The 20,532-nt window shown below is 70.8% G+C and carries 26 protein-coding genes; 14 read left to right on the forward strand and 12 right to left on the reverse strand.

The genetic code is table 11. The features are described 5' to 3' along the window. Nucleotides 1–65 precede the first annotated feature (65 nt). The 5 genes from mltG to fabD form a co-directional block, all read right to left on the reverse strand. Nucleotides 66–1,133: an endolytic transglycosylase MltG gene (gene mltG / locus ACFSC0_RS17545; RefSeq protein WP_377282161.1), complete on the reverse strand. Its 1,068-nt coding sequence runs from the start codon at nt 1,131–1,133 to the stop codon at nt 66–68. Further along, complete coding sequence (gene fabF, locus ACFSC0_RS17550; protein WP_377282162.1) at nt 1,130–2,413, reverse strand: beta-ketoacyl-ACP synthase II; 1,284 nt, start codon at nt 2,411–2,413, stop codon at nt 1,130–1,132. Before fabF ends, mltG begins: the two co-directional genes overlap by 4 nt. Before the next feature lie 90 nt (nt 2,414–2,503). After that, a complete protein-coding gene (locus tag ACFSC0_RS17555) occupies nt 2,504–2,743 on the reverse strand; it encodes an acyl carrier protein (RefSeq protein ID WP_293318447.1) in 240 nt (79 codons plus the stop codon). Between the two features lie 108 nt (nt 2,744–2,851). Then, on the reverse strand, nt 2,852–3,592 hold the full coding sequence (gene fabG, locus ACFSC0_RS17560; protein ID WP_377282163.1) for a 3-oxoacyl-[acyl-carrier-protein] reductase: 741 nt from the start codon (nt 3,590–3,592) through the stop codon (nt 2,852–2,854). Between the two features lie 11 nt (nt 3,593–3,603). Next, a complete protein-coding gene (fabD, locus tag ACFSC0_RS17565) occupies nt 3,604–4,548 on the reverse strand; it encodes an ACP S-malonyltransferase (protein WP_377282164.1) in 945 nt (314 codons plus the stop codon). Between the two features lie 143 nt (nt 4,549–4,691). Here fabD and ACFSC0_RS17570 point away from each other — a divergent pair, with 143 nt between their 5' ends. Next, nucleotides 4,692–5,231, forward strand: coding sequence for a peroxiredoxin (locus ACFSC0_RS17570; protein WP_377282165.1), 540 nt, complete (start codon nt 4,692–4,694; stop codon nt 5,229–5,231). 192 nt (nt 5,232–5,423) lie between these two features. On the opposite strand, the gene ACFSC0_RS17575 is transcribed toward ACFSC0_RS17570, so the two are convergent. From ACFSC0_RS17575 to ACFSC0_RS17585, 3 genes are all read right to left on the reverse strand, one after another. Beyond that, nucleotides 5,424–6,161: a dienelactone hydrolase family protein gene (locus tag ACFSC0_RS17575; RefSeq protein ID WP_377282166.1), complete on the reverse strand. Its 738-nt coding sequence runs from the start codon at nt 6,159–6,161 to the stop codon at nt 5,424–5,426. A gap of 27 nt (nt 6,162–6,188) precedes the next feature. Continuing rightward, nucleotides 6,189–6,371, reverse strand: coding sequence for a hypothetical protein (locus ACFSC0_RS17580; RefSeq protein WP_377282167.1), 183 nt, complete (start codon nt 6,369–6,371; stop codon nt 6,189–6,191). Between the two features lie 116 nt (nt 6,372–6,487). Then, on the reverse strand, nt 6,488–7,303 hold the full coding sequence (locus tag ACFSC0_RS17585) for an ion transporter (RefSeq protein WP_377282168.1): 816 nt from the start codon (nt 7,301–7,303) through the stop codon (nt 6,488–6,490). Between the two features lie 124 nt (nt 7,304–7,427). On the opposite strand from ACFSC0_RS17585, the gene ACFSC0_RS17590 reads away from it, so the two are divergent. Then, on the forward strand, nt 7,428–8,219 hold the full coding sequence (locus tag ACFSC0_RS17590; RefSeq protein ID WP_377282169.1) for a class I SAM-dependent methyltransferase: 792 nt from the start codon (nt 7,428–7,430) through the stop codon (nt 8,217–8,219). Here ACFSC0_RS17590 and ACFSC0_RS17595 read toward each other — a convergent pair. Both ACFSC0_RS17595 and ACFSC0_RS17600 read right to left on the reverse strand, forming a co-directional pair. After that, a complete protein-coding gene (locus ACFSC0_RS17595; protein WP_377282170.1) occupies nt 8,192–8,407 on the reverse strand; it encodes a hypothetical protein in 216 nt (71 codons plus the stop codon). The genes ACFSC0_RS17590 and ACFSC0_RS17595 overlap by 28 nt on opposite strands. Nucleotides 8,408–8,439: 32 nt before the next feature. Then, nucleotides 8,440–9,453 carry a helix-turn-helix transcriptional regulator gene (locus ACFSC0_RS17600; RefSeq protein ID WP_377282171.1) on the reverse strand — a complete coding sequence of 338 codons (1,014 nt, stop codon included), beginning with the start codon at nt 9,451–9,453 and terminating at the stop codon, nt 8,440–8,442. 78 nt (nt 9,454–9,531) lie between these two features. On the opposite strand from ACFSC0_RS17600, the gene ACFSC0_RS17605 reads away from it, so the two are divergent. The 8 genes from ACFSC0_RS17605 (at nt 9,532) to rplI (ending at nt 13,767) form a co-directional block, all read left to right on the forward strand. Continuing rightward, a complete protein-coding gene (locus ACFSC0_RS17605; protein ID WP_377282172.1) occupies nt 9,532–9,837 on the forward strand; it encodes a hypothetical protein in 306 nt (101 codons plus the stop codon). A 180-nt stretch (nt 9,838–10,017) separates the two neighbouring features. Beyond that, nucleotides 10,018–10,287, forward strand: coding sequence for a MoaD/ThiS family protein (locus ACFSC0_RS17610; protein ID WP_377282173.1), 270 nt, complete (start codon nt 10,018–10,020; stop codon nt 10,285–10,287). 12 nt (nt 10,288–10,299) lie between these two features. After that, nucleotides 10,300–11,376, forward strand: coding sequence for a WD40/YVTN/BNR-like repeat-containing protein (locus ACFSC0_RS17615; protein WP_377282174.1), 1,077 nt, complete (start codon nt 10,300–10,302; stop codon nt 11,374–11,376). Nucleotides 11,377–11,389: 13 nt separating this feature from the next. Beyond that, the gene (locus tag ACFSC0_RS17620) at nt 11,390–11,899 is read left to right on the forward strand and encodes a 2,4'-dihydroxyacetophenone dioxygenase family protein (RefSeq protein ID WP_377282175.1); all 510 of its coding nucleotides are present in this window, start codon (nt 11,390–11,392) and stop codon (nt 11,897–11,899) included. A 33-nt stretch (nt 11,900–11,932) separates the two neighbouring features. After that, nucleotides 11,933–12,286: a DUF6152 family protein gene (locus ACFSC0_RS17625; protein ID WP_377282176.1), complete on the forward strand. Its 354-nt coding sequence runs from the start codon at nt 11,933–11,935 to the stop codon at nt 12,284–12,286. Between the two features lie 188 nt (nt 12,287–12,474). After that, nucleotides 12,475–12,891 carry a 30S ribosomal protein S6 gene (gene rpsF / locus ACFSC0_RS17630; protein WP_377282177.1) on the forward strand — a complete coding sequence of 139 codons (417 nt, stop codon included), beginning with the start codon at nt 12,475–12,477 and terminating at the stop codon, nt 12,889–12,891. Next, the gene (gene rpsR / locus ACFSC0_RS17635) at nt 12,888–13,166 is read left to right on the forward strand and encodes a 30S ribosomal protein S18 (protein ID WP_377282178.1); all 279 of its coding nucleotides are present in this window, start codon (nt 12,888–12,890) and stop codon (nt 13,164–13,166) included. Before rpsF ends, rpsR begins: the two co-directional genes overlap by 4 nt. Nucleotides 13,167–13,179: 13 nt before the next feature. Beyond that, nucleotides 13,180–13,767: a 50S ribosomal protein L9 gene (gene rplI / locus ACFSC0_RS17640; protein ID WP_377282179.1), complete on the forward strand. Its 588-nt coding sequence runs from the start codon at nt 13,180–13,182 to the stop codon at nt 13,765–13,767. A 67-nt stretch (nt 13,768–13,834) separates the two neighbouring features. Here the strand turns inward: rplI and ACFSC0_RS17645 are convergent, their stop codons facing one another. Next, nucleotides 13,835–14,497 carry a peroxiredoxin gene (locus ACFSC0_RS17645; RefSeq protein ID WP_377282180.1) on the reverse strand — a complete coding sequence of 221 codons (663 nt, stop codon included), beginning with the start codon at nt 14,495–14,497 and terminating at the stop codon, nt 13,835–13,837. A gap of 123 nt (nt 14,498–14,620) precedes the next feature. On the opposite strand from ACFSC0_RS17645, the gene ACFSC0_RS17650 reads away from it, so the two are divergent. From ACFSC0_RS17650 to alr, 3 genes are all read left to right on the forward strand, one after another. Further along, entirely contained in the window at nt 14,621–15,007 is a 387-nt protein-coding gene (locus ACFSC0_RS17650) for a GFA family protein (RefSeq protein WP_377282181.1), read from the forward strand. A gap of 89 nt (nt 15,008–15,096) precedes the next feature. Next, nucleotides 15,097–16,590 carry a replicative DNA helicase gene (locus ACFSC0_RS17655; protein WP_377282182.1) on the forward strand — a complete coding sequence of 498 codons (1,494 nt, stop codon included), beginning with the start codon at nt 15,097–15,099 and terminating at the stop codon, nt 16,588–16,590. 49 nt (nt 16,591–16,639) lie between these two features. Next, nucleotides 16,640–17,728 (forward strand): alanine racemase, encoded by a 1,089-nt coding sequence (gene alr, locus ACFSC0_RS17660; protein ID WP_377282183.1) that lies wholly within the window; start codon nt 16,640–16,642, stop codon nt 17,726–17,728. A gap of 96 nt (nt 17,729–17,824) precedes the next feature. Here the strand turns inward: alr and ACFSC0_RS17665 are convergent, their stop codons facing one another. Beyond that, nucleotides 17,825–19,018: a Yip1 family protein gene (locus ACFSC0_RS17665; RefSeq protein WP_377282184.1), complete on the reverse strand. Its 1,194-nt coding sequence runs from the start codon at nt 19,016–19,018 to the stop codon at nt 17,825–17,827. A 134-nt stretch (nt 19,019–19,152) separates the two neighbouring features. Between ACFSC0_RS17665 and radA the strand changes: the two genes are divergently transcribed. Beyond that, nucleotides 19,153–20,523, forward strand: a complete 1,371-nt coding sequence (radA, locus tag ACFSC0_RS17670) for a DNA repair protein RadA (RefSeq protein ID WP_377282185.1) — start codon at nt 19,153–19,155, stop codon at nt 20,521–20,523. Nucleotides 20,524–20,532: the final 9 nt, after the last annotated feature.

A 20,532-nucleotide genomic window follows, 5' to 3' on the forward strand; every position in this document is an offset into this window, starting at 1 on the left:
CTCCACCGCTTTGCGGTCCCCCTCCCCCGTCCTCTGCGGGCCGGGTGAGGATCTGACTCCAGACGTCATGGCGCCACCGCCGGAGCGACGGTCGTCGTCGCCTGAGCCGCGCGGGCCTTCTCCAGCGCGCGCCACTTGGCGACGTTGCGGGTATGCTCCTCGTAGGTCTTGGCGAACACGTGGCCGCCGGTGCCGTCGGCGACGAAGAACAGCTCGTCGGTCTTGGGCGGATCCAGCACCGCGGCCAGGGACGCGCGGCCCGGGTTGGCGATCGGCGTCGGCGGCAGGCCGTCGACGAGGTAGGTGTTGTACGGCGTCGCCGTGGCCAGCTCCGAGGCGCGGATGCCGCGGCCCAGCGGCCGACCCCGGGTGAGGCCGTAGATGATGGTCGGATCGCTCTCCAGCCGCATGCCGCGGCGCAGGCGGTTGACGAAGACGGCGGCGACGCGCGGCCGCTCGCTGGCGACGCCGGTCTCCTTCTCGACGACGGAGGCCAGGGTCACAGCCTCCTCCGGCGTGTCGAACGGCAGGCCCGGCTGACGCTTGGCCCACAGTTGGGCGAGCAGCGCCTCCTGGGCGTCCATCATCCGTTTGAGGACCACCGCCCGGTCGTCGCCCCGCTCGATCTGGTAGGTCTCGGGCAGCACCGAGCCTTCCGGCGGGGCGGAGACGACGCCCTCCAGCACCGGGTTGGCGTTGAGGATGGCGACCACGGTCTCGCTGGTCACGCCTTCCGGGATGGTGACGAAGCGGCGGACGACACGGCCGTTGCGGATGTCGTCCAGCACCCGGCGCAGCGAGGCTCTGGAGGCCACGCGGTATTCGCCGGCCTTCAGCTCGCCGGCCGCGCCGGTCACCTGGGCGGCGGCGGTGAAGATGGCCGAGGAGCCGATCACGCCGGAGGTCTCGAGGGTGTTGGCGATCTCGCGCACGCCCGCCCCGCGGCGCAGGATGACGATGGTCTCGTCCCCCTGCCGCGCCCCGGGGCCGGGGCCATAGTAGGTCCAGAGCCCCCAGGCGAGCACCAGCCCGAGCACCGCCGCGGCGGTCACCGCGGCGCTCGTCCCCACGATCGCCAGTCGCCGGAAGGGGGTCAGCCCCGCCTTTCGCTTGTAGAACCGGCGGCGGCTCACGATACGCGTCGGAAGACCACCGAGGCGTTGGTCCCCCCGAAGCCGAAGCTGTTGGAGAGGGCCACCTCGATCGCCATCGGCTTGGCCTTGTGCGGAACCAGGTCCAGCGGCGTCTCGACGGACGGATTGTCGAGGTTGATGGTCGGCGGGGCGATCTGGTCGCGGATGGCCAGCGCCGTGAAGGCCGCCTCGATGGCCCCGGCGGCGCCCAGCAGGTGGCCGGTGGCCGACTTGGTGGAGCTCATCGAGGCCTTGCCGGCCGCCTGGCCGAGCAGCCGCTCGACGGCGCCCAGCTCGATCTCGTCGCCGAGCGGCGTCGAGGTGCCGTGGGCGTTGATGTAGTCGATGTCGGCCGGATCGATCTTGGCGTCGGCGATCGCCGCCTTCATGGCCCGGAAGCCGCCGTCGCCGTTCTCGGCCGGCGCGGTGATGTGGTAGGCGTCGCCGGCCAGGCCGTAGCCGACCACTTCGCAGTAGATCTTGGCCCCGCGCGCCTTGGCGTGCTCCAGCTCCTCGAGCACCAGAACGCCGGCGCCCTCGCCCATCACGAAGCCGTCGCGGTCCTTGTCGTAGGGGCGCGAGGCCTTGGTCGGGTCGTCGTTGAAGTTGGTGCTCATCGCCCGGCAGGCGATGAAGCCGGCGATGCCGACCGGGCAGATGGCCGCCTCGGCCCCGCCGGCGATCATCACGTCGGCGTCGCCGTACTTGATCAGGCGGGCGGCGTCGCCGACCGCATGGGCGCCGGTGGCGCAGGCGGTGACGACGGAATGGTTCGGCCCCTTGAAGCCGTAGCGGATCGAGACCTGGCCGCTGGCCAGGTTGATCAGCGCCGAGGGGATGAAGAAGGGCGACACCCGGCGGGGGCCCTTCTCGTGCAGTTCGACGCTGGTCGCCTCGATGGTGGCCAGCCCGCCGATGCCGGAGCCCAGCATGACGCCGGTGCGCTCGCGCTCGGTCTCGTCCTCGGGCGTCCACTCGGCGTCGCGGACGGCTTCGTCGGCGGCGGCCATGGCGTAGAGGATGAAATCGTCGACCCGCCGGCGGTCCTTGGCCGACAGGGTCTGGTCGGGATCGAAGCTGCCGGCCACGTCCGGCCCGCCGCCGCCCCGGCCGTCCACCCTGGGCACCTCGCCGGCCACGCGGCAGGCGTAATCGGTCGCATCGAAGGTGGTGATGTTCCCGATGCCGGACTTGCCGGCCAGGAGCTCTTTCCAGACGTGCTCGCGGCCCTGGCCCAGGGGCGTGATCAGGCCGATCCCGGTGACGACGACGCGACGCATCCTACCTCCATACGAGAACCGCCGCGGCTCAAGGTTGCTCGAGCGACGCGGCGGCCCTTTAGATCGGCATATCGCCTAAGGTGTTTCGCCTCAGGCGCCCAGGCGTTCCTGGATGAACTTCACGGCATCGCCAACCGTCTGGATGTGCTCGGCCGCATCGTCCGGAATCTCGATGTCGAATTCTTCCTCGAACGCCATCACGAGTTCCACATTGTCCAGGGAGTCGGCGCCCAGGTCGTCGATGAACGAAGCCTTCTCCGTGACCTTTTCAGGATCGGCGTCAAGGTGTTCGATGACGATCTTGCGAACGCGCTCGAGGATGTCGGACATCAGGTTCAGTCCCTCTTGGTTCAGTCGTTTGCATCCGCGACCCGAAGCGTAAAGTCAACTGTCGGCGGACAAAGCCAAAAATGGTCGGGCGCGGCCCTACCACGTTCCTCAGATCATCGCCATGCCGCCGTTTACGTGCAGGGTCTGGCCCGTCACGTAGGCGGCCTGGTCGCTGGCGAGATAGACGCAGGCGGCGGCGATCTCCTCGCCGGTTCCTAGCCGCCCGGCCGGCACTTTGGCCAGCACGGTCGACCTCTGCTGTTCGTTCAACGCGTCGGTCATCGGGCTCTCGATGAAGCCTGGGGCGACGCAGTTGACGGTGATGTTGCGGCTGGCGACCTCCTGGGCGAGCGCCTTGGAGAAGCCGATCATGCCGGCCTTAGAGGCGGCGTAATTGGTCTGGCCGGGGTTGCCCATCACGCCCACCACCGAGGTGATGCCGATGATCCGGCCGCTCCGGCGGCGCATCATCCCCTTCACGGCCGCGCGGGCGAGGCGGAAGTAGCTCTCCAGGTTCACCCGGATGACGGCGTCCCAGTCCTCGTCCTTCATCCGCAGGATCAGGCCGTCGCGGGTGATGCCGGCGTTGGCCACCAGGATGTCCAGCGGATTGCCGGCGGCGGCCTCGGCGGCGTCCACCAGGCCGTCGACGGCCGCGGCGTCCGAAAGGTTCGCGGTCACGGTGGAGACCCGCTCCCCGAGCTTGCCGGCCACCTCGGCCAGCACCGCCTCGCGGGTGCCGGAGAGGACGACGTGGGCGCCCCGGGCGTGCAGGCCGGCGGCGATCGCGCCGCCGATCCCGCCGGTGGCGCCGGTGACCAGCGCGGTCTTGCCGGAAAGGTCGAACATGCCGGGCCCTCCTAGAGGCTCTTGGCGAAGGCTTCGAGGTCGGCGGGCGTGTTCAGCGGGCTCGCCTCGGCGTCCGGGGCGATCCGCTTGGCCATGCCGGAGAGCACCTTGCCGGCGCCCGCCTCGGCGAAACGGCTGACGCCGCCGTCGGTCGCAAGCCAGGTGACGCTCTCGCGCCAGCGGACGCGGCCGGTCACCTGCTCGACCAGCAGGCGGCGGATCTCTTCGGGATCCAGCGTCGGGCGGGCGGTGACGTTGGCCACCACCGGCGCCTTGGGCTGGACGATGCGGGCCTCGGCCAGGGCGGCGGCCATCTCGTCGGCGGCCGGCTGCATCAGCGGACAGTGGAAGGGCGCCGAGACGTTCAGCGGGATGGCCCGGGCGCCCAGCGCCTTGGCCTCCTCGATCGCCTTGTCCACGGCCGCCTTGGCGCCGGAGATGACGACGTTGCCCTGGTTGTTGTCGTTGGCGACGACGCAGACGCCCAGCGCAGAGCCGGCGGCGGCGGCCTTCTCGGCCAGCTCCACGTCGGTCTTGGGCCCGATCAGCGAGGCCATGGCCCCCTCGCCGACCGGCACGGCCCGCTGCATCGCCTGGCCGCGCAGCTTCAGGAGCCGGGCGGTGTCGGAGAGGCTGAGCGCGCCGGCGGCGGCCAGCGCCGAGTATTCGCCGAGGCTGTGGCCGGCCACGAAGGCGGCCTTCTCGACCCCGATGCCGAACTCCCGCTCCAGCGTCCGCATGACCGCCAGGCTGACGGCCATCAGGGCCGGCTGGGCGTTCTCGGTCAGGGTCAGCTGGTCCTCGGGCCCCTCGCGCATCAGCTTGGAGAGCTTCTGGCCGAGCGCGTCGTCGACTTCCTCGAACACCTCGCGGGCGGGCGCGAAGGCTTCGACCAGCTCGGCGCCCATGCCGACGGCCTGGCTGCCCTGGCCGGGGAAGAGGAAGGCGAGGCTCATGCGGGGGCCCTTTCCGTCAAGCGCTGGCGGTGATTCCGCGGCGGCGAGGGTTAGGGGATATGGCCGCCCCCCGCAAGCCGACGGGAGACTGGCGCACCCGACCCGCCTGCGCCTAAACTGGGCCGAACCTTGAGGAAACGACCATGAAGAACGCCCTGATCGCCGGCCTCGTCGCCTCGGCCCTGGCGCTTCCCGCCGCCGCCGCCCTCAAGCCGGGCGAGAAGGCCCCCGACTTCACCGCCCAGGCCTATCAGGCCGGCAAGCCCGTCAGCTTCTCGCTGGCCGAGGCGCGCAAGAAGGGCCCGGTGGTGGTCTACTTCTTCCCCGCCGCCGAGACCGCCGGCTGCAACCTGGAGGCCCGGCTGTTCGCCGAGGCCACGGACGAGTTCAAGGCCAACGGCGCGACCGTCATCGGCGTGACCGCCGGCAACATCGACAAGCTGGCCGCCTTCTCCGCCGACACCGAGAAGTGCTCGGGCAAGTTCCCGGTCGCCGCCGACCCTGAGGCCAAGATCGCCAAGCAGTACGACGCGACCCTGGCCGTGCGCCCGGGTTGGTCCAGCCGCACCTCTTACGTGATCTCCCCCGCCGGCGAAGTCCTACTGGCCTACGACAACCTCTCCCCCAACGACCACGTCACCCAGACGATGTCGGCGGTGAAGGCGTACAAGGCGAAGAAGTGAGCTTCGAGACGCTCCCGCACGGGAGCTTTCCACACGAAGACCACGAAGGGCACGAAGGGCGCGAAGAGACGGCGTAGCCGTGACCAAGCCGGCCACGTTCGCCATCTTGATCAAGACGACAGAACTCCCTGGGCGCCCTTGTGGTCTTCGTGCCCTTCGTGCCCTTCGTGTTGAAAATGCCCCTTCGGGGCTTCAGCCCAGCCGCCTTCTGAACAGCGCGAACAGCCGCTCCCAGTGCCGTTCGGCCGAGGCCTTCTCGTAGACGGGACGCTGGGGGAAGGCGAAGCCGTGTTCGGTCTTCGGGTAGACCTCGACCTCGGCGTGGATCGGCAGGGCGGCGAGCGCGGTCTTCAGCGCCTCCACCGTCTCCATGGGCGCCCAACGGTCGGTCTCGGCGCAGGCGAAATAGAGCTCGGCCTTGGCCTTGCCCGCCATCCGGTGCGGGCTGTCTGGCCGGTCCGTGACGAGGAAGGTGCCGTAGATGGAGGCCGCGGCGGCGACGCGGTTCGGGAACCGGGCCGCGGCGTTGATCGAGAACTGGCCGCTCATGCAGTAGCCGACGCAGCCCATGGCTCCCGAGCTGGCCGCCGGCTGGGTCGCGGCGTGGGCGATCAGCGCCTCGGCGTCGCGCATCACCATCTCGATGGAGAGGCTCTCCATCAGCTCGAACATCCGCCGCCGCTCGGGCGCGTTCGGGTCCGGCGGCAGGCGGCCCAGCTCCATGACGCCGGCCCGGTAGTAGAGGTTGGGCAGCATCACATAGTAGCCGACCGTGGCCAGCCTGCGGGCCATGTCGCGCAGCTCCTCGCGGATGCCGGGGGCGTCCATGAAGAACAGGATCACCGGGAACGGCCCGCCCCGTTCGGGATGGCAGATGAAGGTGCTCGTCGCGCCGTCGGGCGTTTGGATGTCGACCTGGCTCTCGATCATGCGGCGAAGCTTATGCGCCGCCAAAGCCTAGTGGTAGGTGGACTCGCGCCGGCAGCTGGAGACGAAGACGATCTGGTCCTCGCCCGTAGCGATTTCGCGGATCCAGCAGCGGTCCTCATGGACCGCGATGACGATGAAGCGGGCGGCGGGCTCGTCGGGAGAGGTGACGGTGTCGCCTTCGCGCAGCGTCTCGTCCGGCCAAGCATACATGAGGCGTCCCCCGGTCACGTCTGGTCAGGAGCGAACGCCGGTCGTGGAGTTTGGTTCCGGGCAGCGCCGGGCGGCCTCTGCGACATCCGGGCGCAGGGCTGCGGCGGAGGAACGCGTCAGGCTCGCTCTTCGATCCCGTCCTCGGCGGCCAGCGCCTGGGCTTCGGCCTCGCGGTGGCGCTGAATGGCGTCGCTGAACGCCGCCGCGAGGATCCCGGTCGGCATGGCGATGACCCCGATGCTGGTGAGGGCGGTGATCGCCGCCAGGATGCGCCCCAGCGGCGTGACCGGGAAGACGTCGCCGTAGCCGATGGTCGTCAGGGTCGCCACCGACCACCACAGCGCGCGGGGGATGGAGCCGAACTTGTCCGGCTGGATGGCGCCTTCGATGAAGTAGAGCAGAGTGGAGGAGACCACCATCACCACCAGCCCGGCATAGAGGCTGAGCAGCAGTTCGGCCCGGCGGGAGTGGACGGCCTGGGTGATGTGGGCCCAGGCGCGGCTCATCCGCCCGAGCTTGGCCAGCCGCAGGATCCGCATCAGCCGCCAGGCCCTGAGCAGGAGCATCCCCTGGCCGGTGGGGGTGAAGGAGGAGACCGCGGCGAGAAGGTCGATGATCGCTGTCGGCGAGACGACGAACTTCAGACGTCCCCGCCAGCCGGGTCCGAACTCGGGATCCTCAACGCACACCCACAATCGCGCGAGGTACTCGGCGATGAACACCGCGCCGAGCGCCAGCTCCAGCTGCGCGAACAGCCGTCCGTAGTCGTCCGTGAGGGTGGGCTCGGTCTCCAGGATGGCGAGGGCGACCGCCAGAAGGATCAGCAGGACCAGGGCGATGTTCAGGCGCGACAGGCCCTGGCGCGGCCGCGCCTTCGGATCCAGCTGCCGATAGAGCCTGGCCCTCAGACCGGGCCGCCGTTGGGCCGTCATGATCCCCCTGGCGGGCGCTGCTGGCCCGCCCCTCCCCGACTCCAGGGCCCCAACCTCTCACGGCGGATCGGGACTTGTCGATGGAGCCGGCCGCCGTAGCATCGGCGCAGGCGGGAGGATCGCGATGGCCCTGGACATCCTGCAGCGCATGCGGGGCCTGGCGGCCTCACAGGGCGGGTATTTCTATCCCTGGAAGTCGAGGATCGCGGCGGGGAACGGCGAGGACGCCTATGCAGCGCTCGTAGAGGCCTGCCTCCAGCCCGATGCGACGGTGCTGGAGGCCGGCTGCGGCCACGGGCCCGACATCGGCCGCTTCGCGCCGAAGGTCGCCCGGTACGTCGCCTACGACGCCGCCGCCGAGTTCGTCGAGATCGCCCGGCGGGCCAGCGCCGAACAGGGCCTGTCGAACGTCGAGCTGGTGGTCGCCAACTCGGCGCCGCGGCACAACGCAGGGCGGGCGCGGCTGCCGGTCGCCGACGCGTCCGTCGACCTGATCGTCTCGCGGCGCGGGCCGACCAACTTCATACTGGACGCCCGCCGGGTCGTGCGCCCGGGCGGCGCGCTCATCCAGGTCAACCCGGTGGATCCGGAGGCGGCCTGGTTTGCGGCCCTGCCCGCCGCCCTGCCCCTGCCCGGCCGCTTCCGCGAGGCCGGCGGGTTCGAGACGATCGCCGGGCGCATCGCCGACCGGCTGGCCGAGGGCGGGCTCGCCCTCCACAGCGCCTGGACCTTCGACGTTCCCGAGGTGATCGCCACACCGCAGGACCTCTACGCCTTCCTGACCTGGCTGACCGACGATCCGCCGCCGGCCCAGACCGTCCGGGCCGATCTCGAGCGGCTGTTCCGGGACTTCGCCGGTCCAGAGGGACTGGAGCTTCGCCACCGGCGCTACCTCTGGAAGGCGGTGGTGGACTGACGCCGGCGCGGGATCGGCGAGTCCGGGCGGCGGTTGACGAAGATGTCGAGGGCCAGGCGCGGCCGGATCAGCGCCAGGGCCAGCCAGACGGCGAGGACGCCCGCATAGCGGGCGGCGTCCTGCGCCTTCTCCAGCGGCGACTTCGGCCAGCAGACGAACCCATCGGCGACGGCGGCGGCGGCGTGCATTGCGATCTCCTCGAAAAGCTGAGGAGTTCGTCCTAGGCGCCGGCTCCGACAGTTTCGGTCGCAAGCTCCACCTTGTGGGCGCGGGCGGCCAGGGCGACTTGTTCGGCCATCATCTGCCGGAGCCGCGCGGGCCCGAGGATCTCGACCTTGTCGCCCCAGGTGAACAGGTGCCAGGCGAGCTCCAGCATGCCGCTCGCCCGGAAGCGGACGATGACCGAGCCGTCGGCCTGCGGCTCCAGCGACTGGTTGGCGTGGAAGCGCCAGCCCAGCGCGTCCTCGGCCCCGTGCGGCCGCACCCGCAGCACCACGTCCTCGACGGCGTCGTGGTAGATGCCGAAGCTCTCGTCGGCGAAGTCCTGCAGCGAGAAGCTCTCGGGCCGGGAGCCGGGCCGGTCCGTGACCTCGATGTCGTGCACCCGATCGAGCCGCCAGGTGCGCGGCGCCCCGCCCGCCCCTTCGGCCGCCACCAGGTAGTTGGAGCGGCCGAACAGCAGGCCGAAGGGCGTCACCTCGCGCACCCGCCCCGGCGCGCTGCCGCCCTCGTAGCGGAAGCGCAGGGTCTTCAGCGACTTGATCGCCTCGCGAACGGCGCCCAGCACCTCGCCGTCCTCGAACGGCCGCGGACCGGCCTGGACGGCGATGGTCTCGGCCTGCAGCAGGGCCTCCAGGTCAGGGGCCAGGCGCCGGCGCGTGGGCGCGCGGGTGGCCGAGAGGATCTTCTGCTCCAAGGACTGGAGCGCCGCGGCGCGGGCGTGGGCGCCCGAGCTCTCCAGGTTGTCGGCGGCGGTGCGCAGGGCGACCAGCTCATCGGCCGTCGGGGCCTGGAAGAGCCCGTCCAGCCCCGAGGGGATGCGGAACCGCTTGGTGGGCGGGTCCTCCACCTCCTCCAGCTGCGGGAACACCTCGCGCACGGCGTCGCGCATCCGCTCCACGGTGCGGCGGCCGACGCCGAGCCGCTCGGCCAGTTCGTCGAGGGTCAGCCCCTCGGCGGTGCCGGCCAGCAGCCGGGCCATCTGCAGGAGGCGCGAGGCCTTTTCGTGCCGCATTCGTTCTCGTGCGTCCGATTCTGTCGTTTCGGTGGATCAAACCTCAGGAAAGCCGCTCCGGCAACCCGAGGTCAGACGATGAACCGCAGCTTCCGCCCCCGCCGCCGCAAGTCCCCCCTCCCCGTCTCCGCGCCGCTCCGCACGCCCCTGCCCGGCGCCGTGGTCACCGCCGTGCTCCGCTTCTCGGACATCCTCGTGGACCAGGGCGGCGGCCGCACGCTGATGCGCCTCTCCGACGACCGCCTCGCCGACCCGGAGGTCCGCAGCTGGCTCGGCGAGGCGGCCGCCCGCGCCGCCGGGGTCTCGGTGCTCTACGACGACCGCGAGGAGGAGATCGTCCGCGTGTTCGAGGCCCCGCCGGAACTGATGAAGCTGGCGGCTTGAAGATGCTCCCCCACAGGGGGAGCTGTCCCGAAGGGACTGAGGGGGTTCAAGTCCGCTGACTCGGTGCGTGCGAACCCCCTCCACCGCTTCGCGGTCCCCCTCCCCCTGCGGGGGAGGATCTTGGCGCCGCTGATCAACCTTCCGGTTGAATGAACGGCGATCTTTCGGCACGCTCTCGGCATGGCTCGGATCGCCTTCACCCGCCACCTGGAGGCCGTCGGCCCGTGCGACCCGGTGGAGTACGCGGGCGCAACGGTCGGCGAGCTCATCCAGGCGGTCGCCGCCGACTACCCGCGGCTGAAGGGCTACGTGCTCGACGAGCACGGCCGGGTGCGCAAACACATCGCCATCTTCGTCGACGGGGCCTTGAGGCCGCGCCAGAGCGCGCTGTCGCTGCCGGTCGGCGAAACCAGCGAGGTCTACGTCTTCCAGGCCCTGTCGGGCGGCTGAGGGGGGAAAGCGATGTCGGACCGGCTGCTGGTTTCCACGCGCAAGGGCCTGATCGAGGTTCGGCGGAACGGCGGCGGCTGGGGGCACGCCAAGGCCCACTTCCTGGGCTCTCCGGTCAGCGCGGCGCTGAAGGATGCGCGCGACGGGACGCTCTACGCCGCCCTCGACCTCGGCCACTTCGGGGTCAAGCTGCACCGCTCCGACGACGACGGGGCGAGCTGGACCGAGGTCGCCGTCCCCTCCTACGAGGGCGTCGGCGAGGGTGAGGACGCCCCCAGCCTGAAGCTGATCTGGTGCCTGGAGCCCGGCGGGGCCGACCAGCCCGGCGTCCTCTGGGCCGGCACCCTGCCCGGCGGCCTGTTCCGCAGCGAGGACCGCGGCGAGAGCTGGACCCTGATCCGCAGCCTCTGGGACGATCCGCGCCGGGAGCAGTGGTTCGGCGGCGGCTACGATCAGCCGGGCATCCACTCGATCAGCGTCGACCCGCGCAACTCCAGCGCCGTCTCGGTGGCGGTCTCCTGCGACGGGGTGTGGGAGACGCGCGACGGCGGGCAGACCTGGACGCTCGGCGGCCAGGGCATGCGGGCCAAATACCTGCCGCCCGAGCAGGCGGGCGATCCCACCACCCAGGACCCGCACCGGATGGTCCGCTGCAAGGCCGCGCCGGACAGCTACTGGGTGCAGCACCACAACGGCGTCTTCCGGTCCCGGTCGGGCATCGACGGGTGGGAGGAGCTGAAGGTCCCGCCCTCCAGCTTCGGCTTCGCGGTCGCCGTGCACCCGGACGATCCGGACTGCGCCTGGTTCGTGCCGGCGGTGAAGGACGAGTTCCGCTATCCCGTCGACCAGAAGCTGGTGGTCACCCGCACGCGCGACGGCGGCCAGAGCTTCGAGGTTCTCAGCGAAGGCCTGCCGCAGGACGCGAGCTACGATCTCGTCTACCGCCACGGTCTGGAAATCGACGCCACCGGCGAGCGCCTGGCCATGGGCTCGACGACCGGCGGGCTGTGGGTCACCGAGAACGGCGGCGAGGCCTGGAGCGGCCTTCCCGCCCGCCTGCCGCCGATCTACGCTGTCCGCTTCGCTTAAGATCGGAGCCGCCATGGACGACGCCGCCCCCCGCACGGTCCGGGCCGTGCCCCTGCCGCCCGTCGGCCACGAAGCGCTGCACCGCGGGATCGACGAGGTCCCCTTCGTGCAGGTCGGCGAGGGCAACTCGCTGCAGCTGCTGCAGGTGGACCTGGGCCAGGGCCTCTGGGTCGTGCGCACCCGCTTCCAGCCCGGCCACCAGATCCAGACCCACTACCACACCGGCTCGGTGTTCGCGGTCACCGAGCAGGGCCGCTGGTTCTATTCGGAATACCCGGACGTCGTGAACAGCCCCGGCTCCTACCTCTACGAGCCGGCCGGGTCGCTGCACACCCTGACGATCCCCAAGGACCAGCAGGGCGTCACCCAGGTGTGGTTCGCCATCTACGGCGCCAACGTGAACGTCGACGCCGCCGGCCAGGTGCTGAGCGTCACCGACGCCCACACCATCCTGGCGGCCTACCGCGGCCTCTGCGCCGCGCAGGGCCTCTCGTCCGAGGGCGTGATCGTCCGCGGCGCCTGAGGTAGGATGGCGGACCTCAGAAGGAGGCTCGCCATGTTCCGGACCCTCTCCATCGCGGCCGCCTGCGCCGCCCTCGTCCTGCCCGCCGCCGCCCTCGCCCACCACGGCTGGAGCTCCTACGACTCCAGCAAGGTCATCAAGCACACCGCGCCGCTCACCGACGTCGTCTGGGGCAACCCGCACGGCAGCGCCAAGGTGTCCTACCAGGGCAGGACCTGGGACGTGGTGCTCGCGCCCGTCCTGCGGATGCAGAACCGCGGCCTGACCCGCGAGATGCTGGCCCCCGGCAAGCGCGTGACCCTCGAGGGCTATCCGCGCTCCGACGGCGCCGCGGAGATGCGGATCGAGCGCATCACCGTCGACGGCAAGACGGTGGAGCTGCGCTGAGCTCCTACCGCCCGACCTTGCCTTTGCGGCGGTTTTCCCCTATTTGCCCGCGCTTTCCTGGAAGGCGGTCTGACGCGGAGCCTTAAAGGGTCGGGAGTTCATCCCGCACCGCCGCGCCCAGAGCCATCGTTTCCGGCGGACCTTCCGCCGCCGGACGCGCCGCCTTCCGCCACCGGAAGAAGGACGCCATGGCGCTATACGAACACGTCGTCATCACGCGGCAGGATATCTCGCCGCAACAGGCCGAAGCCCTCAACGACACCCTCAAGTCGCTCATCGAAGAACAAGGCGGCGCCGTCGCCAAGATCGAGTACTGGGGCCTTCGCAACCTCACCTATCGCATCAAGAAGAACCGCAAGGGCCACTACTCCCTGCTCGCCATCGACGCTCCGGCGCCGGCGGTGAAGGAGATGGAGCGCCAGCTGTCCATCAACGAGGACGTGCTGCGCTACCTGACCGTGCGGGTCGACGAGCTCGACCTGGAGCTCTCCCCCATCCTGGCGCGCCGCGACCGCGATCGCGAACGTCCGCGTGAGGACTTCGGCGGCGGCGATCGCCCCGACCGCGGGGACCGTCCGTTCACGCCCGAGGGAGGCCGTCAATGACCGACGAAACCACCGCCGCTGCGCCGGCCCCCGGCGCGCCCGCCGCCGGCGCCCGCCGCCCGTTCTTCCGCCGCCGGAAGGTCTGCCCCTTCTCGGGCGCCAACGCGCCGAAGATCGACTACAAGGACGTCAAGCTGCTGCAGCGCTACGTCTCCGAACGCGGCAAGATCGTGCCTTCGCGGATCACCGCCGTGTCGGCCAAGAAGCAGCGCGAACTGGCCAAGGCCATCAAGCGCGCCCGCTTCCTGGCCCTGCTCCCCTACGTCGTGAAGTAAGGAGGACCACCCGATGAAAGTGATCCTCCTGGAGCGCGTGGAAGGCTGGGGCGGCCTCGGCGACATCGTCACCGTGAAAGACGGCTACGCCCGCAACTTCCTGCTGCCGCGCCAAAAGGCCCTGCGCGCCAACGAAGCCAACATGAAGGTCTTCGAGGCCCAGCGCGCCGAGATCGAGGCCCGCAACGCCAAGGCCCGGGAAACCGCGGCCAAGGCCGGCGAGAAGCTCGACGGCACGAGCTACATCCTGATCCGTCAGGCGGGCGAGAGCGGTCAGCTCTACGGCTCGGTCTCGGGTCGTGACGTGGCCGACGTGGTCAACGCCGAAGGCGGCAAGGTCGACCGCGCCATGGTCGTGCTCGACAAGCCGATCAAGACGCTGGGCCTGCACGAGGTGAAGATCCGCCTCCACGCCGAGGTGGTCGTCACCGTGACGCTCAACATCGCCCGCAGTCAGGACGAGGCCGAGCGCCAGGCGCGCGGCGAGAACGTCATCGCCAGCCAGTTCGAGGAAGAGCGCCTGGCGGCCGACCAGGCCGCCGCCGAACTCCTCGAAGGCGGCGCGGGCCAGCAACAGGCCGAGTACGGCGCGGAAGCCTAAGGCTCTCCGAGCTGTCGACGATCAGACGGCGCGGGTCGCAAGGCCCGCGCCGTTTTCTTTGGCGCGCCTATGCGCCCGGCTGGGGCACGACGCGCAGGTAGGGCTTCAGCGCCGTCCAGCCGCCGGGGAAGCGCTCCTTGGCCTCCTCGTCGGAAACGGAGGGGACGATGATGCAGTCCTCGCCCTGCTTCCAGTTCACCGGCGTCGCCACCTTGTGCTGGGCGGTGAGCTGGCAGGAGTCCAACAGCCGGAGCACCTCGTCGAAGTTGCGGCCGGTGCTCATCGGGTAGGACAGCGTCGCCTTGATCTGCTTGTCCGGGCCGATGACGTAGACGGTCCGGACCGTGGCGTTGGTCGCGGCCGTCCGGCCCGCGGCGGTGTCGCCCGCGTCGGCGGGCAGCATGTCGTAGAGCTTGGCCACCTTGAGGTCGCGGTCGCCGATCAGGGGATAGTTGGGGGTGTGGCCGGTGCACTCGCCGATGTCGGCCAGCCAGCGGCTGTGGTCCTCCACCGGATCGACCGAGAGGCCGATCACATTGGCGTTCCGCCGGGCGAACTCGGGCTCCAGCTTGGCCAGGTAGCCCAGCTCGGTCGTGCAGACCGGGGTGAAGTCCTTGGGATGGGAGAAGAGCACGCCCCAGGACGAGCCGAGCCAGTCGTGGAAGCGGATCCGCCCCTGGGTGGTCTCGGCTTCGAAATCCGGGGCCGTGTCCCCGATGCGCAGAGTCATGACGCCCTCCGAAGAGTTTGCGGCGCCCGCCCCGACCTGCGGACTGTAGCACCGGCCCGGCTGCGGGTGGAGCCGGGCCGGTTCCGACTTTTCGTTCGGTCGATTGCAGTTAGGCTGTGGGGCATGAACGAGACCCACACCGGCCGCTGCCTGTGCGGCGCCGTCCGCTTCGAGGCGAAGGGGCCGGCCAAGTGGACGGGCTACTGCCACTGCGAGAGCTGCCGCAGGCACACGGGCGCGCCGGTCGCGGCCTTCGCGGGGTTCGAGAAGGACCAGGTGAGCTTCACCCGCGGTCGTCCCAGCCGCTTCGATTCCTCCCCAGGCGTGCTACGCGGCTTTTGCGCGCAGTGCGGCTCGACGCTTACCTATGAGGGAGATCGCTGGCCGACCGAGATCCACATCCACGTGGGGGCCTTCGACGCGCCGGAATCCTTTCCGCCACAAGGACATGCGTTCCCGGAGGAGCGGCTCGCCTGGCTTCACATCGAAGGCGCGCCGCCGCTAGCTTGAGCATGTCGTCCACAGACGATTCGGAAACCTGGGGATGAGGGCGCCCTGACGCAGAGCGTCTCCCGCAGGCTTCGGCTATCGGTGAACGCATGGCTATCGTACCGGCTCTCGACCTTCGCACCGCCCACAACGACTCCCAGATCCTGCACGCCCCGGCCAACGTCGAGGCCGAGCAGGCGCTGCTCGGGATCCTGCTCTACGACAACGCCGCCTTCGAGCGGATCGGCGACCAGCTGCAGTCGCGCCACTTCTTCGAGCCGTTCCACGCGCGGCTCTACTCCTCCATCGAGACCCATATCCGGAAGGGCCAGCTGGCCGAGCCGATCCTGCTGGCCGAGCAGTTCGCCCGCGACCCCAGCTTCGAGGAGCTGGGCGGGGTGCGCTACCTCGCGGACCTGGTCGATCGCGCCCCGGCGGCGGCCAACGCGTTCGACTACGCCCGGGTGATCTACGACGCGGCGCTGCGCCGCGACCTGATCCGCATCGGCGGCGAGATCGCGGTGACGGCCCAGACGGCCGACCCGGACCTGTCGGCCAAGGACCAGATCGAGCACGCCGAACAGGCGCTGTACGCGCTGGCCGAAAGCGGCGGACAGAGCCAGGGCTTCGTGCCCTTCGCCGACGCGCTGCGCGGGGCCGTGGCCATGGCCGCCGAGGCGCACGGCCGGGCCGGCGGGCTGGCGGGCCTCTCCACCGGCCTCATCGACCTCGACCGGAAGCTGGGCGGCCTGCACCCGTCGGACCTGCTGATCATCGCCGCCCGCCCGTCGATGGGTAAGACGGCGCTGGCGACCAACATCGCCTTCAGCGTGGCCAAGAACTACGCCTGGGAGCCGCAGCCCGACGGCTCGCGCAAGACCGTCTCCGGCGGCGTCGTGGCCCTCTTCCAGCTGGAAATGAGCCCCGAGCAGCTGGCCATGCGTATGCTGGCCGAACAGTCGGGCGTCTCCGGCGACCGGCTCCGCAAAGGCGAGATCGACGCCGTGGAATTCGGGCGGATCCGCGACGCCGCCCTCGAGATCCAGGACGCACCGCTGTACATCGACGCCACCGGCGGCATCTCCATCGCCAAGCTGGCGGCCCGGGCGCGGCGCCTGAAGCGCTCGGTGGGCCTGGACCTGATCATCGTCGACTACCTGCAGCTGGTCACCGCCGGCGAAGGGACCAAGAGCGACAACCGCGTGCAGGAAGTCAGCTTCATCACCATGAGCCTGAAGGCCCTGGCCAAGGAGCTGCATGTGCCGGTGATCGCGCTGTCGCAGCTCTCCCGCCAGGTGGAGAACCGCGAGGACAAGAAGCCCCAGCTGTCCGACCTGCGCGAATCCGGCTCGATCGAGCAGGACGCCGACTGCGTGATGTTCGTCTACCGGGAGAGCTACTACCTCGGCCGCGCCGAGCCGCGGGAGAACACCGAAGAGCACTTCAAGTGGCAGGAGCAGATGGACCAGGTCCGCGGCATCGCCGAGATCATCATCGGCAAGCAGCGTCACGGTCCGATCGGCACCGTGAAGCTGGCCTTCAACGAAGACCTGACCAAGTTCGGCAACCTCGCCCGGGACGGCCGCTATCACGACGACGACTGAGATCGTGACCGCCGTCGCCTCGCCGCGCGCGGCGGTCTATGGGGGCGCCATGCCCGCCCCGACTCGCGCGCGCCTGACCATCGACCTGGATGCGCTGGCGGCCAACTACCGGACCCTGTGCAGGACCGCCGAAGGCGCCGAGGTGGCCGCGGTGGTCAAGTCCGACGGCTACGGCCTGGGCGCGGCGCCGGTCGCGCGCCGGCTGCTGCGGGAAGGCGCGCGCAGCTTCTTCGTCGCCCGGATCGAGGAGGGCGAGGCCCTGCGCGCGGCCGTGGGCGGGCGTGAGGCGGACATCTACGTCCTCGACGGCCTGACCGCGGGCGCGGGTCCGCGGCTCGCCGCCGCGCGCCTGACGCCGGTGCTGAACACCGTTCCCCAGGTGGAGGCGGCCGTCGCCTTCGCGGCAGGCTCGGGACGTCCCCTGCCCTGTGCGCTGCACGTGGACACCGGCATGAACCGGCAGGGGCTGACGGTGGACGAGGCCGGGGCGATCGCCGGCGCGCCCGGCCGCCTCGCCCGCCTCGACGTCGGCCTGGTCATGAGCCACCTCGGCAGCGCCCACGACGCCGCCGATCCGCGCAACGGTGAGCAGCTGGCGCGATTCCGGGACGTGCGGGCGCTGTTCCCGGAGGCGCGGGCCAGCTTCGCCAACTCCGGCGGGACGTTCCTGGGGCCGGACTACCGGTTCGACATGGTCAGGCCCGGCATCAGCCTCTACGGCGGCGGACCGGAGGAGCGGCCGGATGCGGCCATCGTGGCCGTCGCCCGGCTCGAGGCGCCGGTGCTCGACCTGCGCCGGATCGCGGCGGGCGAGCACCTGGGGTACGGCTCGGGCCTCGTGATGCCGCGCCCGACGCGGGTGGCGATCCTCGGGGCCGGCTACAGCGACGGGGTGATCCGCGCCGCGCGCCACGGCGGCTACGCCTGGCTGGCGGGCGCCCGCCGCAGGCTGCTGGCGGTGACCATGGACCTGACCATCGTCGAGCTCGACGAGGCGGCCGTGCAGGTCGGCGAGATGGCCGAGCTGCTCGGCCCCAACGCCCTGCTGGACGATCTCGCCCAGGCGGCAGGGACCGTGGCCCACGAAGTGCTCGTGCGCCTCAGCCTGCGGGCCGAGCGGGCGTATCTGGGAGAATGAGGTGACTGGTTGCGCCGGCAGGCGCTACCTGTCACCCCGCGCCGCGAGTGGTGACGGGTAGGCCGCTGCGCGGCCAACCCGTCACCGGCGACGCTGTCAGTCCGCGCTCGCGAGCTTCTCGAGACGGCCCGCGTCGATCGCGGCCACGGCGGACTTCAGCTCGTCCATGGTGACGCCGTCGCCCTCTGCCTGGACCATGAAGCGCTCGCCGATCATGACGCTGTAGGAGCCGTGGCGGCTGTTGCTGTCGTACTCCTCCATGGTCATGCGGCCGTCGACCTTGCCGACCTTCTCGTAGCGGCCGTTCTCCTCGGAGGTGGACTCCACGTTGAAGGCGCCGCCGAGCGCGGCCAGCGCGCCCATCGCGCCCAGGTCGGTGACCGCGACGGTCATGCGGGACTCGCCCTTGGTGTAGGTCGCGGTGGCCGAGGAGCCCTCGATGCCCCCGACGCCGCCGCTGCCCGTGGACAGCTCGGTCCGCGTGAAGCCGGCCACGACCCCCGGCAGATAGGCCTTGAAGACGGCCGGATCGGCCGCGCCGCCCTCCGCCCGGCCTTCGGCGGCCGCCTCCATCTGCGCCGCGGCCCGCTCCATCTTCTTGGCGGCCGACTCTAGCTCGCCGAGGTTGACGGTGGTGTCGCCGATGCGGACCTCGCCGCCGGCGCCGCCGCCCGCGAACGGGCCGGGCGCGCCGAGCCGCATGATCGGGCCGGTGATCGCCGCCACGATGATCGACAGCACGATGCCGGCGATGATGATCACGGCGATGTAGGGGACCGACTTGTCCTCCGGCGACTTCATCAGACGGGGCAGGCCCTTGTAGAGCAGGAACAGGCTGTAGAGCCCCAGCAGGCCGAGGATGGCCAGCGGCGGATAGATGCTGAACACGCCCGCCAGCCAGGCGGCGGTGCTGGAATAGGCGGCGACCTTCAGCGCCTGGATCTGGTTCTTCTGGCCGCCGAAGGTCGGCGCCAGGGCGTCGATGAGCAGGGCCAGCACGAACACCGAGACCAGCGACAGCACGTACTGGACGACGGCGGAGGCCAGCGCCGAGCCGATCGACGGCTTGAAGACCGCGATCCCCGGAATGCCGACGCCGAAGACCACCATCCCGATCAGCCCGCAGACCACCGGAACCGCCGCCAGCGGCAGGATGTAGCTCTTGTAAAGCGAGCCGACGCTCGCCGGCTCGGTCTCGATGACGTCCCAGGTCGGCGACGGCCGCAGCAGGATGTCCTTCACCCGCTGGATCAGATTCGATTGGGACGAACCCGGCTCAACTACACTCATGACGCCTCCCGACTCCCCCAAGTGGGTCGCGACCAAGGGTATCCCATGGCGTCCGCCGAGCAAACGGGACTACGCCGCACAGACGGGGCTTGCCCCGGCGGGTAGACTTGGCGGGAGTCGAATCAGGAGCGTTCATGGCCCGCGACGGCGCCGTCTATGCCTGCCAGTCCTGCGGGTCCGTCCAGACCAAGTGGGCCGGCCAGTGCGCGGGCTGCGGGGCCTGGAACAGCCTGGTCGAGGAGATCCAGAGCCGCCCGCCCGGCGCGCTGGCGCCGGCCAAGTCGTCGGCCCGCGGCCGGGGCCTGGCGTTCGAGGGTCTGGAGCAGCACACCCCCGCCCCGCCCCGCATCGCCACGGGCGTCGAGGAGTTCGATCGGGTCTGCGGCGGCGGCGTCGTGCCCGGCTCGGCCATCCTGCTGGGCGGCGATCCCGGCGTCGGCAAGTCCACCCTGCTGCTGCAGGTCGCCGCGTCGGCGGCGATGCGGGGCGCGGCCTGCGCCTATATCTCCGGCGAGGAGGCGATCGAGCAGGTGCGCTCGCGGGCCCATCGCATGGGCCTGGCCGCCGCGCCGGTGAAGCTGGCCGCCGAGACGGCGCTGCGCGAGATCCTCGAGGGGCTGAAGAAGGAGCGCTTCGACCTCGTCATCATCGACTCCATCCAGACCATGTGGAGCGACGCCCACGAGGCCGGGCCCGGCTCGGTCACCCAGGTCCGGGCCGCCGCCGGCGAGCTGGTGCGGCTCGCCAAGAAGCGCGGCGTGGCGGTGATCCTGGTCGGCCACGTCACCAAGGACGGCGCCATCGCCGGCCCGCGCGTCGTGGAGCACATGGTCGACGCCGTCCTCTCCTTCGAGGGCGAGCGGGGCTATCCATTCCGCATCCTGCGCGGGGCCAAGAACCGGTTCGGGGCCACCGACGAGATCGGCGTCTTCGAGATGGGCGACGTGGGCCTGACGGAGGTGCGAAACCCCTCGGCCCTGTTCCTCAACACGGCCGGCGAGCGGGCGGCCGGAGCGGCGGTGTTCGCCGGCATCGAGGGCTCGCGGCCGGTGCTGGTGGAGGTGCAGGCGCTGGTCGCCCCGTCCGCCTACGGAACACCCCGGCGCGCCGTGGTCGGCTGGGATTCCGGGCGCTTGGCGATGGTTCTTGCGGTGCTGGAAGCGCGCTGCGGCCTTGGTTTCGGCGACCGGGACGTCTATCTGAACGTCGCCGGGGGCCTAAGGATATCCGAACCGGCGGCGGACCTGGCGGCGGCGGCGGCCCTGGCCTCCTCGGCCCTGGACCGGGCGCTGCCGCAGGATTGCGTGGTGTTCGGCGAGATCAGCCTGTCGGGCGACGTGCGGCCGGTCAGCCGGATGGAAAGCCGCCTGAAGGAAGCCGCCAAGCTTGGCTTTCGCCGCGCATTCGCGCCGAAGGACGCCGAGGGCGGCGCCGGCCTGGCGGTGACGGGCGCCGCACGGCTGGCCGACGCCATCCAGCGGATCGGCGACGGCGACTGGGATTAGGACGCGTAC

The organism is Phenylobacterium terrae, assembly GCF_042681205.1.
GTDB classification, from domain to species: Bacteria; Pseudomonadota; Alphaproteobacteria; order Caulobacterales; family Caulobacteraceae; genus Phenylobacterium; species Phenylobacterium terrae.